The 16,649-nt window shown below is 45.6% G+C and carries 8 protein-coding genes and 1 pseudogene; 6 read left to right on the top strand and 3 right to left on the bottom strand.

Annotated features, from left to right (window positions below):
• Window positions 1–7: 7 nt before the first annotated feature.
• Window positions 8–3,205 carry a hypothetical protein gene (locus A0256_06295; GenBank protein AMR31061.1) on the bottom strand — a complete coding sequence of 1,066 codons (3,198 nt, stop codon included), beginning with the start codon at window positions 3,203–3,205 and terminating at the stop codon, window positions 8–10.
• A 221-nt stretch (window positions 3,206–3,426) separates the two neighbouring features.
• On the opposite strand from A0256_06295, the gene A0256_06290 reads away from it, so the two are divergent.
• From A0256_06290 to A0256_06280, 3 genes are all read left to right on the top strand, one after another.
• Entirely contained in the window at window positions 3,427–3,762 is a 336-nt protein-coding gene (locus A0256_06290; GenBank protein ID AMR31060.1) for a PadR family transcriptional regulator, read from the top strand.
• Window positions 3,763–3,784: 22 nt separating this feature from the next.
• Window positions 3,785–5,440, top strand: a complete 1,656-nt coding sequence (locus A0256_06285) for a hypothetical protein (GenBank protein ID AMR31059.1) — start codon at window positions 3,785–3,787, stop codon at window positions 5,438–5,440.
• A gap of 439 nt (window positions 5,441–5,879) precedes the next feature.
• Complete coding sequence (locus tag A0256_06280) at window positions 5,880–8,324, top strand: hypothetical protein (protein AMR31058.1); 2,445 nt, start codon at window positions 5,880–5,882, stop codon at window positions 8,322–8,324.
• Window positions 8,325–8,479: 155 nt separating this feature from the next.
• Here A0256_06280 and A0256_06275 read toward each other — a convergent pair whose 3' ends face one another.
• Complete coding sequence (locus tag A0256_06275) at window positions 8,480–10,981, bottom strand: zinc carboxypeptidase (GenBank protein ID AMR34447.1); 2,502 nt, start codon at window positions 10,979–10,981, stop codon at window positions 8,480–8,482.
• A 198-nt stretch (window positions 10,982–11,179) separates the two neighbouring features.
• Between A0256_06275 and A0256_06270 the strand changes: the two genes are divergently transcribed.
• Genes A0256_06270 through A0256_06260 form a run of 3 tightly spaced genes read left to right on the top strand, consistent with a single transcriptional unit; the run spans window position 11,180 to window position 15,167 of the window.
• The gene (locus A0256_06270; GenBank protein AMR31057.1) at window positions 11,180–13,324 is read left to right on the top strand and encodes an ATP-dependent DNA helicase RecQ; all 2,145 of its coding nucleotides are present in this window, start codon (window positions 11,180–11,182) and stop codon (window positions 13,322–13,324) included.
• Window positions 13,321–13,794 carry a hypothetical protein gene (locus A0256_06265; GenBank protein ID AMR31056.1) on the top strand — a complete coding sequence of 158 codons (474 nt, stop codon included), beginning with the start codon at window positions 13,321–13,323 and terminating at the stop codon, window positions 13,792–13,794. Before A0256_06270 ends, A0256_06265 begins: the two co-directional genes overlap by 4 nt.
• An 11-nt stretch (window positions 13,795–13,805) precedes the next feature.
• A complete protein-coding gene (locus A0256_06260) occupies window positions 13,806–15,167 on the top strand; it encodes a UDP-N-acetylmuramoyl-tripeptide--D-alanyl-D-alanine ligase (protein AMR31055.1) in 1,362 nt (453 codons plus the stop codon).
• Window positions 15,168–15,489: 322 nt separating this feature from the next.
• On the opposite strand, the pseudogene A0256_06255 reads toward A0256_06260, so the two are convergent.
• Window positions 15,490–16,628: pseudogene (locus A0256_06255) on the bottom strand (FAD-dependent oxidoreductase).
• Between the last annotated feature and the right edge of the window lie 21 nt (window positions 16,629–16,649).

Here is a 16,649-nt window from a genome sequence, read left to right as displayed (position 1 = left end):
GTATTATTTAAAATGTTACTTTAAGATCGGCACCATAAATTCTCTGGCCCGGAACCTGGTTTGCACTTGTTACACCCACTGCGTTACCTGCAGTATCGCTAAATTCAGGATCGCTCCAAGGATTGTTCTTAGGTTTCCACAAGAACAGGTTACGACCGGTGAATGAAAGGTTTAAGCCTTTGATGTAACGGGTGTTTTTAACAAACTGGGTTAAGTTAAAGTTAAGGTTGATTTCGCGCAGTTTCCAGAATGCAGCGCTCGATACACGAGGCTGATTGGTGGAGTTGTAAGCAGAACTCTGCCAGAAACCGTAATTACCGTCCTGAACGGTGATGTTAGTATTTGGTGTATACACCGGCGCAGCAGCAGTACCTGTGTTGATAACAGAACCTGGGTAAACGAAACGCTGACGGCCTGCTAATGTAGAGATCAATGAAGAACCTGCAAAGTTCAGGGTGCCACCAATAGAGTTATAAATGATGTTTCCACCGCGGTATTCAGCGGTTGCGCCAAGGCTAACAAATTTGTAGCCGAAAGTGTTGGTTACACCAAAGATATACTTAGGCGTAGTACGGCCAAAGTTTACCTGGGTTGGGTTTAATGATGGCAAACCGGTAGTAGCGCTTACAATAACGTTACCGTTAGGGTCACGATTCATATCGGTACCTTTGTAAACGGGGAAAGGCTGGCCTACCACTGCGGTGATACCGCCACCAAGATCTAACTGGTCGATACCAGGGATAAGAGATAAAACCTTTGAATCATTGATAGAGAAGTTACCGCCGAGTTCCCATGTAAAGCCCCCTCTTGGCTGCTGAACGATGAAGCCTCTTGCCTCAAATTCACCACCGCTTGATTGAATTTCACCTGCATTAATTACCGTTGAGCTGAAACCTGTTGAACTGGAAGTGTTAACCGTTAAAGTTTGATTTTTACTGTTTTGCTTGTAGTAAGTAGCTTTAACGTTTAAACGGCTATCGAAGAACGAAAACTCACCACCTGTTTCAATTTCCGAGATGATCTCCGGTTTAAGCGTTGGGCTGTAGTTACGTGTACCTAAACTTAAACCACCCAGTGCACCGTAAGGGAAACCGCCGGTTACACCCACGTTGTTGAAAATGCTGTACGGGCCCACAGAGATATTCCCTACACGGCTTAACGATAAGTAAAGCTTAGCGTAGTTTAAGATCTTACTGCCTTTTAAGCCCGGGATAACTTCGGTAGGGATAAAGGATACCTTACCTGATGGATAGTAGAAAGAACGGTTAACCTCAGGTAAACGAGAATCATGATCGTTTCTTAACGTACCTTCTAAAAATAAGAAATCCTTGTAACCGATGTTCAAATCAGCAAAGTAAGCTATCTGGCGGATCTTAGCATAACCAGTGCTTGCACTTGCAAAACCAGAAATGGTATTGATATTATAGAATCCATTGATCAGCAAGTTATTGCTACCTGCGGATATAACGCTTAAACCACGCTGATAAATAGTATTACCTAATAATAAGCTGGTTTTAAAATCTTTAAAGAAAGTGTAATGCAGATTGGCTGTTGCATCACCTTGCAACCTGGCGTAACCATCGCCATCGCCTGTACCATCACCAAAAACAGAAACATCTGATACCTGGCCCGGGCGACTGCCTGAAGCGAAGCTACCCTGTACACTACCTGCTCCGTAAGGATCGCTTACTGAATACGGGCTAAAATTAACCTGTGCAGCAGTATTGCGTTGCTGAAAGTTACCAAAGTTTTGAGAGACGTTGTATTGTACATCTAACCATTTTGTTGGGCTCAGTGTTAATTTCAAGTTAGAAAGAAACACATCTTTTTGCCTGTTGCTGCGTGCGTTATCAGTGATCCAGTATGGGTTAACTGCGTAAGCATCATAAAAATCGCTAGGGTTAGAGAATGTACCGGTGGTAGAGTTTTGGAATTGTTTGATATCCAAAAACGCAGGCCACTGTAAAACAGTAGTATAAAGTAAAGCCCCGTTGTAACCTACACCATAGGTGCTGATGCTGCTACGGGTGTATGAAGCAGAATAGTCTACTTTAAAGATCCCGAAAGTTCTTGCACCTCTTACGCTTACCGCTGTACGGGTACTTTTATCTTTTGGAACAACACCTTTGTCGATTACATTCTGAGCAGAAAAGTAGAAAGAGTTTTTTGCATCACCCTGTTGAAATGCAACCTGGTTTTGTTCAACTATACCTCTGTTGAAGAAAGAAGTAATAGGATTTTGTTTTAAAGCTGAATAGGTTGCGGTTAATACCGGGAAACCGTTGTTTGCAGCATTACCTTGTGCAACAGTAGCTGTTGGGCCACCGGCAGGATAACCAACCTGAACCTGGCTGCCATCAAAAGCAGGCCCGTACAATTGGTTTTCATAAGGGGTGTATCTTGAGAAGCCGGTAACCGGATCTACATAAGGATCGCCTTCACCGCCATAAGGGCCGTAATTACGTTGCAACTCAGGGAAAAAGCCTACAGTTTTAAACTGAAAAGAGTTACCATAAGTGATAACCGGTTTGCCATCACCTGTACCACGTTTGGTGGTGATGATGATTGCACCGTTTGATGCTTCAGAACCGTAGATAGCAGCAGCACCGGCACCTTTCAGGATTTGTGTTTCAGCAATATCATCAGGATTGATGGAAGAAATGGTTCCACCCGGGATCGGCACACCATCTAATACGATCAATGCAGTATTGTTACCGGATAATGATCGGTTACCACGAAGCGTGATACGCAAACGCGGATCGATACTGTTATCGATAGTTTGTACGGCCAAACCAGCAACCTTCGCGGTTAAACCATTTGCAAAGTTAGTAACGTTAGTCTGGTTGATTTCTTTACCGCTAACACGGGTAGTAGCATAACCCAACTCTTTAGCAGCACGCTTAACACCCAAAGCGCCGGTTACAACAACCTCGCTGATGGTGTTCATTGAAGACTCAAGCGTAACGTTGATCACATCGCTGGAACCAACTTTAATTTCCTGGGTTGAATAACCCAAAAAAGATACTTGTAAAGTAGCCCCGGCAGGAACATTAAGGGTGAACTTACCGGTTGTTGTAGTTTGGGTACCGATGGTGGTCCCTTTTACTTTTACAGTAGCTCCTGGAACAGGCAAGCCATCATCTTTGGCCATTACTGTACCGGATACCGTACGATTTTGTGCAAATACCTGTGTTACGCATAACATCAGGAAACACAAACTTACTAGTAGAAGTTTTTTCATGTTTGTTAATAAATAAGATCAGTTAATAGTTAATTAATTACTAAAGTAGTGTTACGCTATCAATAAATCAAATGATTTGTAAAAAAAAGCACCGTTTTGTTAAAATAAGTTAAAAAGTGTAAAAAAGTAAATAATTATAGTACTATGTATTGCATAATACATTCTTAAACATATATCTTTGTGCTATGATTGTTGAGAACACACAAACCCAAATGAGAAAGGGCATACTGGAGTATTGCATCCTCTCTGTTATTGCAAAGGGCGAGATCTATGCTTCGGATATCATTGCCGAGCTAAAGAAAGCGCGCCTGCTTGTTGTTGAGGGTACGCTATATCCTCTCCTAACCCGGTTGAAAAACAACGGCTTACTCTCCTACAACTGGGTAGAGTCTACCTCCGGCCCGCCCCGAAAATACTATGTGCTGAGCGACGAAGGCCGCAAGGTACTGGAGCAACTGGATAACACCTGGCAGGAACTGGCGTTCGCCGTACAAACCGCTATCGGCGACCGAAAAAATTAATCACCTATAATTATCACCCATCATGAATAAAACTATTATCATCAATATAAACGGCACCGTTTTTCATATAGAAGAAGATGCCTACGAGCTCCTGAAAACTTATATGACCGATGTAACGCGTCATTTTATGAACTCTGCCGATAGCCTGGAGATCACCACCGATATCGAAAACCGCATTGCAGAGATGTTTGCAGATATTTTAACCCGCGAAGGCAAACAAGTTATTATTGCACAGGATGTTAAGGCCGTTGTGGAACAAATGGGCTCGGTAGCTGATTTTGAATCGGCCGAGGAAGACGGTATTAAAACCGGCAACCTGTTTGGGTACACAACCGAAAACCGCAGGCTGTTCCGCGATGCCGACGATCACCTGGTTGGCGGCGTAGCTGCAGGTATTGCCAATTATTTTGATATCGACGCCCTTTGGGTGCGTTTGGCCTTTGTTTTATTTAGCGGCGCCGGTGGTGTTGGCTTCTTATTATACATTGTTTTGTGGATTGTAGTGCCCAAAGCCAATACCCGCGCCGACCGTATGGCGATGAAAGGCCAAAAGCTGGACCTGCAGGGTTTTAAGCTGAACTTTGAGCAGGAGATCAGCAATGTAAAAGGCAACCTGCACAGCCTTGGCCATGAAGCTAAACCCCTGGTATACAAAACCCGCGATTTTGCCGGTGATGTATTTGGCCATGTGGGCTCTTTTGCAGGCGGTGCCAGTAAACTGCTCCTCAAATTTATCGGATTGGTTTTACTGGTCTCCTGCTTCGGCGCATTAATAAGCTTGGTTATTGCCATTGTGATGTTTACCGCCTACGGCAGTACTTTCCTGGCGCATGTTTTCCCCTTCAATATTGTTAACCAGGAAGCTAACACCATATTTTTAGTCTGCGCGTTCCTGATGCTGGCCATGCCGCTGCTGGCGATCATCCTGGCTATTATCGGCTACGTGTTTAAAGGTAACACCGTTGGCCGTACAACAGGATCTGCCCTGTTTATGGTATGGGTAATTGCATTGAGTGTGGTGATCTACTATAGTGCCAAGGCGAGCGCTAATTTCAGGACCGGTGCAACCTTCAGTCAAACCGTCAGCATTAAACCAGCTGCCGACAGCACTTACTACTTAAAGCTGAACGATATCAAATATTTGACCGCCGATGATAGCGTGCGCCTGAAGATAAATGAGAAGTTTAACGGCCGCATTATTCTGGATGACGACGAGGATAATAACATGGATATGCCCAACAAAAACATCGACCTGTATATTGAAAGAAGCGATGTGGCAAAACCGGAGCTGGTGGAATCTTTTAGTGCACGTGGCCGTGATTATGAGGATGCGCTATTTAATGCCCGGGGCATCAGCTACCAGTTTGTACAGGAAGGTAATACCCTGCGTTTTAACCGCCGAATGGAAAAGCAAACCGACCGGTTTTGGCGCGCACAGGAACTGCACCTGGTATTGCGCATCCCAATGAACTCCAAAGTGGTAATTGATAACCAGATGGACCGTTTTGTAAGGGGCGTGAGTGTGTATGATTGCAAAGAGATCAACAAACAGGAAAGTGCCACCTCTGCCAAATTTATCATGACCGAAAATGGGCTGCAATGCAAGGTTGATACTTTAGTATTACCAAATACCACCAAGCCCGTTATTGCACCCGATACCGCTCAAAACGCGGAGTAACAACACCCATGTATCAACTATAAGCCTGCTGATTATCAGCAGGCCTATTATAAAACTGCTTGCAGTGGAAAATCCCTGCCTGTAGCGATAGCTTTGAATTGTTGAATTGCCGGGCCGGCAGCGAGCGGAAGTCCAAAAAACCTGCCATGGCCTTTTTATTAACCAGCTGAATATGGCTGGTACAATGCTACCGGTATTAAATTTTTAATAAAATGTAACCTTGACACCTGTTTATACATCTTATCTGTACAAAACTATGCTGATAACAGCCACTATTTAAAAAAAACAACACGAAGAACCTATGATAAAAACTTATATAACAATCACCGCAAAACCCGCTGTTATTTGATAGCAGTTTACTAAACACTTTTATTTACTAAAGCAAAAAAAATGAAGGGCGACCTTCCCTGGCATTTTATTGCCCAAATTTTTTTAAACCATGAAATCTATCCTCCAATATTTTTATATACTACTCATCTTTTTTATCCCGGTGGCGGCCATTGCCCAGCCTAAGAGCCCTCCGTTTGTAAGCATTAACGGCCAACTACTAAACGAAGCGGGTAAACCCATGGATTTCGCAAGCGTGACCCTGTTGCGCGTAAAAGACTCGTCGGTAGTAAAGGGAACTTTGAGCACCGACGCCGGCACTTATATTTTTGATCATGTTGCGCCGGGCAACTACCTGGTATCGGTTAGCATTGTAGGTTATCAAAGAACAATTAGCCCCGCGGTGGAAGTCACCGGCGACCGCGCTATTTTTAACGTGCCGGCTATAAAAATGCTGCAGGGCAGTAAAAGCCTCCAGGGGGTTACGGTTACCGCAGCAAAGCCACTGATAGAACGCAAAATAGACCGTACTGTAATGAACATAGAAAACAGCGTTCTGGCGGCGGGAAACACAGCGCTGGAAATCCTGGCCAGGGCGCCGGGTGTATCGTTGGATAAAGACGATAATATCAGTTTAAAGGGTAAGGAAGGTGTAACCGTTATGATCAATGACAAGCTGACCTATCTATCGGCAGCACAGCTGGCCACATTACTGCGCTCTACAGATGGCAGCACCATTAAGTCGATAGAGATCATCACCAACCCTTCTGCTAAATATGATGCGGCAGGCAATTCGGGAATCATCAATATCAAGCTAAAAAAGAATACACAGTCGGGCACTAATGGAAGCCTTACCGCAGCGGTAGCGCGCAGTAATTTTTGGCGGGAGAGCACCAATCTAAACATTAATCACAAAGAAGGCAATTTGAATGTGTTCGGTTCTTTTAGCCATGGCGACATCAAACGCGGGCACGACCTGAGCCTCAACCGTATTATAACGGATAGCCTGGGCAATAAAACTTATTTTAACCAGGTATCTACAATGCCCAACACCAATCATTACAATAATTATCGCCTTGGTGCCGACTATGACCTTACCCCAAAACACACCATTGGCTTTGTTTTAAACGGGTACGCCAATTCTGACAAGAACGATAACAATAACACCACCATCATTGGCAAGCAGTTTGGCGTAGCCGACTCTTCCCTTCGTACGACGTCGATTGTAAACCAAACGTTTAGGAACTTTGCCTTGAATTTAAACGACCGCTATAAGATTGACACCAGCGGCCAGGAGATCAGCGTAGATCTGGATTACTCTAAGTTCAGAAACAATTCAAACGCAGATTACCATACCGATTATTTTTTACCGGATGGCAGCACCCAGCACACACCGCAAGTGCTACGCAACCAAACGCCCTCATCTATTACAATATATACCGGCAAAGTTGATTACGCAAAGCCCATCACGAAAACCATCAAACTGGAGGCGGGTGCAAAGTTCAGCAATGTAAAAACGGATAATGATCTGCAGGCACAAATTGTGAGTAACGGCGAGTTTATTAATGACACCAGCCGTTCCAACCGCTTTATTTATGATGAAAAAATAAACGCGGGATACCTTAACCTGAACAAACAATTTAAGAAAACCTCGGTACAGCTGGGCCTGCGCGCAGAGCAAACAAAATCAAACGGTAACCTGATCGGCAGCAGCCCGGTAACCCGCAGCTATTTGAACTTCTTCCCAAGTGTTTTTGTCAACCAAACCATTAATGACAAGAACGAAGTCAACTTTTCTTACAGCCGCCGCATTGACCGCCCCGGGTACGACGATTTGAACCCGTTTATCTACTACCTGGATCCTTACACTTACAGCCAGGGCAATGCTTTTTTAAACCCGCAGTACACCCAAAGCTTTGAGCTGAACTATACCTATAACCATAACTTAAATCTGAGCCTGGGTTATAGCCTTACCACCGATGCCATCACCGAACTGATCCTCACGCAGGGCAATAAGTCTTTTGAAACCCACCAGAATTTAAAAACCCAGAAAAGTTATAATTTAAACGTTAATACGCCTTTTACCTTCACCAAATGGTGGACAGGTAACATCAACGTTAACGCCTTTTACCTGGGCTTCAAAACCGATTCGCTTTCTATCGTGAATTTCAATAATGGCCAATTGGCCGCACAGGCAAAACTTACACAAACTTTTATGCTCGGCAAGTATCGCGTTGAGATACTGGCCGATTACAGATCACCTTTAACCTATGGTATCTACAGCATAAAAGCCAGGTATTCGATAGATGCCGGTGTAAGCCATTCATTTGTTGATAAAAAGCTCAATGTTAAACTCGCTTGTGATGATATCTTTTTCCTCCGCAGGAATGACCTGAGCAGTCACATTTCCAACAATAATTTCGATATCCGCCAACGGAACGATAGCCGTGTTGCCAGACTAACCCTCACCTACAATTTTGGTAACAATAAAATAAAGGCCCGCCAACACCGTACCGGCGCCGATGAAGAAAGCAACCGGGTGAAAGGAGCCAACTAAGCGCAGCGGCGGCCCCCCCGCCCCCTGAAGGGGGAGCTTTTTAAACGCATGAAGGCCAACCGGGTGATCCGGTTGGCCTTTGATTTTCTTGCATCTTTGGTCTTAGCTTCTTGCTTCTAATTCTACTCCCCCTTCGGGGTGTTGGGGGGCCTGCGCTACTGCCCTACCATAAAAACGGCATTGCTGAACAGCAGCTTGCCATTTTCCCAGAAGCTGCGGAACAAGGGGTCGTCTACCATATACACTACCGAGCCGCGCCCAAGCGACTGAACGCCCAGCAGCATCCCATTAGCTACTTTGGCCTTTGATGCTGCACCGGCAAAGCCGGATACATAAGCATCTTTTTTTACCGTACCCACATTCCAGCCGCCATCGCCGAGCATCTCGTAAACGTCGTCGTTCATTTTAAGGGAGTAATAGTAGTTTGGCAAGCCGAAACCCAGCGGATGGGTGTTATCCAGGTTTAGCTTGAAAATAGCACCCGGGATACTGGAAGAAATTGCGTCGCGTTCGCGGTTAGCATATACTTTAACTTCCGCCGGCTTCTCTTTGCCTTTATCGTCCTTTTTATCTTCTTTCTTTTTTAATGACAGGTCTTTTTTATCAGCCAATAGCGATACTGCATTGTCTATGGCGATCAAACGGCCGCCGTCGCGTACCCAACCAATTAACTTTTCGGATGGGAAATTCTCATATCTGCCATCGGGAAAAATAGCTACGTCAAAGTCTGATAGTTTGGTGCGGCCCAGGTCCTGGTATTTAACAAGGGAAACAGGGTAGCCGATCTGCTGCTCAAACAAGTGCCAAACCTCGCCCATCGCTTCAGAATTCACCCCGTCGCCGGCTACCAGCATTACCCGCGGCTGGCGAATTGCGTGCACCGCATCTGAACCGATATCATTGCCTTTATCCACAAAGCCCGATGCCAGTGGCGTAAGCTCATGCCCCATATCGGCGGCTAATTGCGTTACTACCTGGTCAAAATCTGCGCGGTTGTTGCCGGCACGGGTAACCAGTAAAGATCCGGCTGTAAATTTCTTGCCGCCTGCCTCAAACGGCTTTTCAGAATAACGCACTTTAATGCCCTTATTTAAAAGCGCTGCCAGGAATTTAACATCTGCAACAGATTGCCATGCTGATACATAGGCGTAGGCATGGGTGTTGACCAACGGCTGTGGTTTAGCCACATTCCAGCTGGCGCTAGCCGGTTTGAATGATGCTTTCACACCGTAAGCGCGTAAACCGTAAGCGTAAGGCAAAGCCCAGGCGGTAATATCATAGGTAGCCGAATCGGCAATAAAGGTGGTTGGCTCCATCAGCACATTTAACAAAACTGCTTTGGGCTGATAGGCGCTGATCACCAAATCGTTGCCATCTACATTATAGGTTCCGGTTTTACCGCTGAAGTAATCATAGCCGGTTACGCTTTTGCTGGCCAGGCCATAACCAAACTGGATACCGTTTCTGCTCAGCATTTTCGCCAGCTGATCAACCTTCTCATTGTTATCATTTTTGATAACGTAGGTTTTAAACTGGCCCGGCGGATTGGTTTTACCGTCGTTATAAAATTTCTTAAACTCAGAAAGCAGCTTAGCCGAATTATTTGATACCGTTTCAATGGTACTGATACCTGTTGAATGGTGATGCGCCACCCGCTGCACCAGCGTTAGCGTATCGCCGCTTCGGGTAATTACCGAAAGGCCGCCACCGATGCCCCCCTGCTCATACGTCATCCCGATGGAGCCGTTATATAAGGGGTAAGTATCACCGTAGGATGGATAAAGCAGATCAAATTCTTGCTTGGTAAAATACATCCATCCATTTTTATCAAAATCTTTAGCGTTGTTTTTGCCAATGGTTACCTGGAAATCGCGCTGCCATTGCGTAATATCCTTATGATAGGGTTCTGCAGCGGGTGCAAAATAGTAAGGTGCATTTATCCCCTGCTCGTGGTAATCCACATGTACTTCGGGCAGCCATTGGTTATATAAACCAACCCTGGCCTGCGTTTCCTTTTGTGCCTGCCATGCCCAATCGCGGTTCAAATCAAAGTAATAATGATTTACCCGGCCACCCGGCCATGGTTCCGAGTGTTCGCGCGCGGTAGGCGTTGGGTCGGGCTTACCTGCTTTAACCGAGTTGTAGAAGTTCACATAGCGGTCACGACCATCCGGGTTCAAACATGGGTCGATAACCACCAGCATGTTTTTCAACCAGGCTTTGGTACGGGTATTTGCCGGATCAACCAGGTCATACAGCGTCCACATGGCTGCTTCGCTGGATGCCGGCTCGTTACCGTGCACGTTATAGCTTAGCCATAAAATCACCGGAGCCTCGGGCAGGTTTGCTGCACCGCTCTCCAAACCAGCCAGTTTTAAGTTATTATGACGGATCTCTTCCAGCCGGCCTATGTTTTCATCAGAAGCAATAAACATGGCCAGCAGCGGCCGCCCCTCGTTGGTGGTACCAAATTGCTGTAGCTTAACATTTTTTGATGCCGTAGCAATATATTTAAAGTATTCTGCAATGCGGTAATGCGGTGTAAACTGCTCACCGGGCTTATAACCCAAAAACGCCTCGGGCGATTGAATGCTTTGCGCAAAGGTTGCTGACATCGAAACGACAGCCAGGAAAATCAGGAGTAATTTTTTTATCATAATATTGATGAGGATAGTAGCGAAGGCTAATCTAAAAATAAATCCCATTGTACTTACTTATCCAAAGCGTTTTTTATAAATTACAGCCTATTTCAATATGATTTTTACTTGATGCAGGTAGCTTCTATTTAAAAATCAGCAAACCTAAACATCACTTCAGGCGGATAAACAAAAATCTGCACATTTGTAAACAGATCTATGACACCACTAGAAGCCCTTCAAAAATATTTTGGTTACAGCAAATTCAGGCACTCCCAGGAGGCCATTATTCAGCATGTTTTAAACAAACAGGATGTGATGGTGCTGATGCCCACCGGGGGTGGGAAATCTTTATGCTACCAGTTGCCCGCTGTTTTATTGAACGGTTTAACTATCGTGATTTCCCCTTTGATCGCCTTAATGAAGGACCAGGTAGACAGCCTGAATCTGAGTGGCATCCCTGCAGCATTTTTAAACTCCAGCCAATCGCCCGAGGAGCAGAAAGACATCGCCATCCATTTAAAAAATAACGAGCTCCGCTTACTTTATGTGGCCCCGGAGCGACTCTTCGGCAAAGACGACCGCCTAATGGTTTTTCTGAAAACATTGCACGTAGTGCAGATAGCTATCGACGAAGCGCATTGTATCTCGCAATGGGGGCATGATTTCCGGCCGGAATATCTCATGCTGGCGGGGTTGAAAAAACAGTTTCCGGGTGTACCGGTAATTGCCTTAACGGCTACTGCTGATAAGCTTACACAAAAGGACATCCTTAATAAGCTCAACCTGCACCAACCCAAAGTATTTGTATCCTCATTTAACCGTGCTAATATTACTTACCGCGTAAACCCAAAAAAGAATAGCTTTAACCAGCTCATTAATTTCTTGGACCAGCGCAAGGACCAATCGGGCATTATCTACTGCCTGTCGCGCAAATCAACAGAATCATTGGCCGATGATCTGAAGCATGCCGGTTTTGCTGCCGAAGCATATCATGCCGGGTTAACAAACGAAACTAAAGCCAAAAACCAGGAAGCATTTTTGCGGGATGATGTAAAGATCATTGTAGCTACCATTGCTTTTGGGATGGGTATCAATAAATCAAACGTGCGCTGGGTAGTGCACGTAGACCTGCCCAAAAATATTGAGGGCTACTACCAGGAAACCGGTCGTGCTGGCAGGGATGGTTTGGCTTCTGATGCCTTGCTGCTTTATTCTCCCGGTGACGCTATGAAACTGAAAGGTTTTGCGCAAGTGGAGAATAACCCGGAGCAAAGCGCAATTATGCTGAAAAAGCTGGACGATATGGTTGATTATTGCCAGTTGCATGCATGCCGCCGCCAATACCTGATGCAATATTTTGATGAGGCTTTCCCGGACAACTGCGGCTCCTGCGATTTTTGCCTCAGCGAATTTGTAAAATTTGATGGTACGCTGATCGCGCAGAAAGCCTTTTCGGCAGTGGCAAGATTGAAAGAGCGCTTCGGCGCCAACTATGTAGTTGATTTTTTAAGGGGATCGCGCAGCGAGAAGATCCGCGAGGAACATAAGCAGTTAAAAACCTATGGGGCTGGTGCAGATATTGCCAAAGCCGACTGGCAGCGTTACGTGCGCGAATTGATTGCGATGGGTTACTTCCGGCTTACGGATGATGGCTACGCTACTTTAAAGCTTACACCAAAAGCTGAACCGGTTTTAAAAGGACTGGAAACAGTAGCCCTGATCTCTTCACAAACAACGGATGAAAGGCAAGCAGAAACGCTTGATTTTGAGGCAGAATTGCTCAGCAACCTTCACCAACGGCGACAGGAGGTCTCCATTATGGAAAACCTGCCGGCGTACATTATTTTATCTGATCCCACCCTACTGGAAATAGCCACCTACCTGCCGCAAAAACTGGATGAGCTTAGGCTGATCTCGGGTTTTGGTGACATCAAACTGGCGCGTTATGGCCGGGAATTCTTAGATATTGTTACTGATTATTGCAAGGCCAAAGGTCTGGAATCGCGCATGGGTCAAAAATCGGTCAAACGCGAAAGGAAACCCCGCACGGATAAGGTGCCGGAAACAGCAAAAACTACCCTGGCTTTATTTAGGCAGGGGCGTACCATCGCAGAAATTGCAAAGGAACGCGGTCTTAGTCCCATCACGATTGAAAATCATTTAGGAAATTTTGTACAAACCGGAGAACTGGATGTGCTTGCCCTTGTTAAGGAAGATAAGATCCCCGCTATAAAAGATGCCATTGCAAGCTATGGTAATGAACGACTGGCACCTTTAAAAGAAGTGCTGGGCGAAGATTACACCTACGGGGAGATCAGGGCAGTAGTTTCGTGGATGAATAAAAAAACAACAGCGCAATGAACCCGATAGAACTGCTGATACTGAACATGGAGGAGGTAAGGCGCCGAAGCCTGATTTTGTGGAAAGGCATCCCTGACGAAGTGGCCGGGTGGAAACCTGATGAGGAGGCCATGTCGATGATAGAGATGATTCGCCATGTGCTTCAAAGCCCCTATATCTATAATCTGATCATCAAAAACAGGGGTTGGGAAGGCGGAGATTTTATAACACCCTGGGATGAGCGCCCTTATACTACCATTGCAGACGAAATTGCATTTGCCCAAGGATTTCACGAAAGTTTTTTGGCTGATATCCGCACCTACACAACGCCCCAGCTTTCTGAAATTGAAATTATCCGGGCAGACTTAAACCAGCGCCGCAAACTGGGCGACTATCTACTGCGCATTGCTTATCACGAGAGCATCCACGCCGGCAATATCCTCACCTATTTAAGAACACTAAACATTGATCGCCCGGCCATCTGGGATTAATACTATATCATATGTACACCATTGAAGAAATCTACGACCTGTATCTGCAGCATTCTGTTATCAGCACCGATACCCGCAAAATAGCACCCGGCAGCCTGTTCTTTGCCCTCAAAGGCGATAAATTCGATGCCAACACTTTCGCACAAAAAGCGATTGAAGCTGGTGCCGCATATGCCGTGGTAGACAACTCAGCGTTTGCATTGGGCGAACAGTATTTATTAGTTGAAGATAGCCTGATTGCCTTGCAAAAGTTAGCGGCCCATCACCGCAGCCAGTTAAATATCCCGGTGATTGGCCTTACCGGTACTAATGGCAAAACCACCACCAAAGAGTTGATCAACGCGGTACTGTCGCAGCGTTTTAAAACGCTTGCTACCGAAGGGAACTTAAACAATCACATTGGCGTGCCTTTAACACTATTAAAAATAACAAACGAACACGAAATGGCGGTGATTGAAATGGGCGCCAACCATCAGCAAGAGATAGCGCTTTTGTGCAGTATTGCCCAGCCCACCCATGGCTTGATCACCAATGTAGGCAAGGCACACCTGGAAGGCTTTGGCGGTGTGGAAGGTGTTAAGAAAGGTAAGGGAGAAATGTATGATTACCTGGTTACCCCCCAGCGCGCTACAGGGGGAGGTCTTGAACATAACGAGGGGGTGGCATTCATTAATAGCGATGACCCTGCTTTGGTTAGCATGCAGGAGCAACGTAACCTGACCAATGCAATTTACTACGGTAAAAACGAGCACCCGGGTAACCTGGTTAGTGGCAAACTGCTGGATAGTTCGCCGCTTTTGATGATTGAATGGACCGACAATTTAGAGACGAAGACCTTTACAGTGCCCACACACTTAACGGGTGCTTACAACCTGGATAATATTTTGGCAGCGGTTTGTATCGGGTCAACATTCGGACTGGCACCTGAAGAGATTTGTGATGGCATTGCCGGTTACGAACCTAAAAATAACCGCTCGCAAATTATGCGGACCAATAGTAATACTCTTATTTGTGATTTCTACAACGCCAACCCCAGCAGTATGTTCGTAGCGATAGATAATATGGATAAAATGCAGGCAGGTAAAAAGGTTTTGATATTAGGGGATATGTTTGAGATGGGAGAAGAATCTGCTGCTGAACATGTTTCGGTGATGAGAAAGGCCATGGATGCAGAGGTAACCGAAAGGATCTTTATTGGTAAAGATTTCTCCGGCCAGCAAACTGAAATAGCGGCAGATATGAGTAGCGCCACTTTTTATTTAACCGCAGAAGATGCCATGGCAGGATTAAAGATGAATCCGATCACGAACGCTACTGTATTGATAAAAGGCTCGAGAGGAATGGCACTGGAACGATTGGTGGAATTATTTTAACTCACTGTTAATGAACCATTAGAGAGTGTACAACAATATGGATTTCCAACACCCCTTATATCACCCGATGTTCTAAATTTATCTTTCTGGACCAAAGACAAGCCCAAGTATTTTTAAGTTCTTAATAACGAGGCTCATCTATAGCATGCACCATATTTAATCCGGAAGAACCTACGGAGCGGATCCTGTTTTTATCTTTCTTTATAAGCAGCATGCTCCTTCGAAGCATGCTGCTCTTTTGATTCGGGCGGAGTTGCCTGTTTATAGCAATTCCATCAAAACCACGGCTGCGCAAGAGCCTCCTTCTTTATAATTAAACGCTCTATTGTTTCATCACCAGTTCCGCCACTTCTTCGCCAACCAGGCTACCCATTGCTACACCCATGCCATTGCATCGCACTGCGCAATAAATATGGGGCTCAACCTGTTTTACTATGGGGCTGATGTCGTCACCAAAGCCCATGATTCCGCTCCACCAGTAATCAACTTCTGCCTTTTGCCCCGGCAGGATCACCTCTTTTAAATAATTCAGCAGACTTTGCTTTACCCGCTCCGTATGCCCGAACGCGCTGGTTTCCTCTGCTGCGAAATCAAGGTTGCGCCCCCCGCCGAAAAGGATGCGGTTATCTATATTCCGAAAGTAGTAGTATCCCTCCTTAAAATGATAGGTGCCCTTCAGTTTCAACCCTTTTATCGGCTTGGTTACCAGCACCTGGCCCCTACCTGGAACAACTTTAAGTTGCGGATATAACTGATTGGCAAATGCATTAGTCGCCATAATTACCTTGTCCGCCCTGAAGCTGCCCTGCGATGTTGCAAGGTGCACACTATTAGCTTCGTGATGAATCGCTTTGATCTCGCACTTATTTAAAACCATCACATCCTGCTGATAAACTTTATGCAGCAAGGTGCGCATCATTTTACCGGTATGGATCTGGCCTTCAAAAGGATTGTAGATCATGCGGCTAACGTTGCCCAAGCCGAAACCTGCAATTTTTCATTAGCGACTGAATAAATGTCAGTACCGCTGATCGCATTTTTCAATAATTCATTGAGCCGGTCTATTTGCGCAATGTTTTTATCAGCCAGCGTAGTTTCATCGTTCATAAACAGCTCGTAACCACCATGCTGATAGAAGTCGATATTAGCGTCGCCAAGATTTTCCCGCAATCGTTGCAACCCGCGCCATTTATAGGCTACCATCCGTGCAACTTCCGCTTCGGATGATTGTTCCAGTGAAGCCAACTGCTCGGAAACAGTGCCAAAACAGGCAAATCCGGCGTTTTTTGTACTTGCGCCGCTGGGCAAAAAGCCCCGCTCCAATACCAAAACTTTTAAGTGCGGTTGCTTTTTTTTGAGATGCAGGGCCGCGCTTAGGCCAACAAGGCCGCTGCCGATGACGATCACATCTGCATGATCGATAAACGAAGTACGCTCCCAATAGGAAAATGTTGGTTCCACAACCAAATGTAGCTAATCGAC

This window comes from Mucilaginibacter sp. PAMC 26640, assembly GCA_001596135.1.
Lineage (GTDB): Bacteria > Bacteroidota > Bacteroidia > Sphingobacteriales > Sphingobacteriaceae > Mucilaginibacter.
The sequence above is the reverse complement of the archived record's forward strand: the minus strand, read 5'-3'. Positions and strand labels throughout refer to the sequence as shown.

Coding starts and splice junctions, on each gene's coding strand:
- A0256_06295 (AMR31061.1), bottom strand. CDS start 3,205: ATGTTATGCGTAACACAGGTATTTGCACAAAATCGTACGGTATCCGGT.
- A0256_06290 (AMR31060.1), top strand. CDS start 3,427: ATGATTGTTGAGAACACACAAACCCAAATGAGAAAGGGCATACTGGAG.
- A0256_06285 (AMR31059.1), top strand. CDS start 3,785: ATGAATAAAACTATTATCATCAATATAAACGGCACCGTTTTTCATATA.
- A0256_06280 (AMR31058.1), top strand. CDS start 5,880: ATGAAATCTATCCTCCAATATTTTTATATACTACTCATCTTTTTTATC.
- A0256_06275 (AMR34447.1), bottom strand. CDS start 10,981: ATGATAAAAAAATTACTCCTGATTTTCCTGGCTGTCGTTTCGATGTCA.
- A0256_06270 (AMR31057.1), top strand. CDS start 11,180: ATGACACCACTAGAAGCCCTTCAAAAATATTTTGGTTACAGCAAATTC.
- A0256_06265 (AMR31056.1), top strand. CDS start 13,321: ATGAACCCGATAGAACTGCTGATACTGAACATGGAGGAGGTAAGGCGC.
- A0256_06260 (AMR31055.1), top strand. CDS start 13,806: ATGTACACCATTGAAGAAATCTACGACCTGTATCTGCAGCATTCTGTT.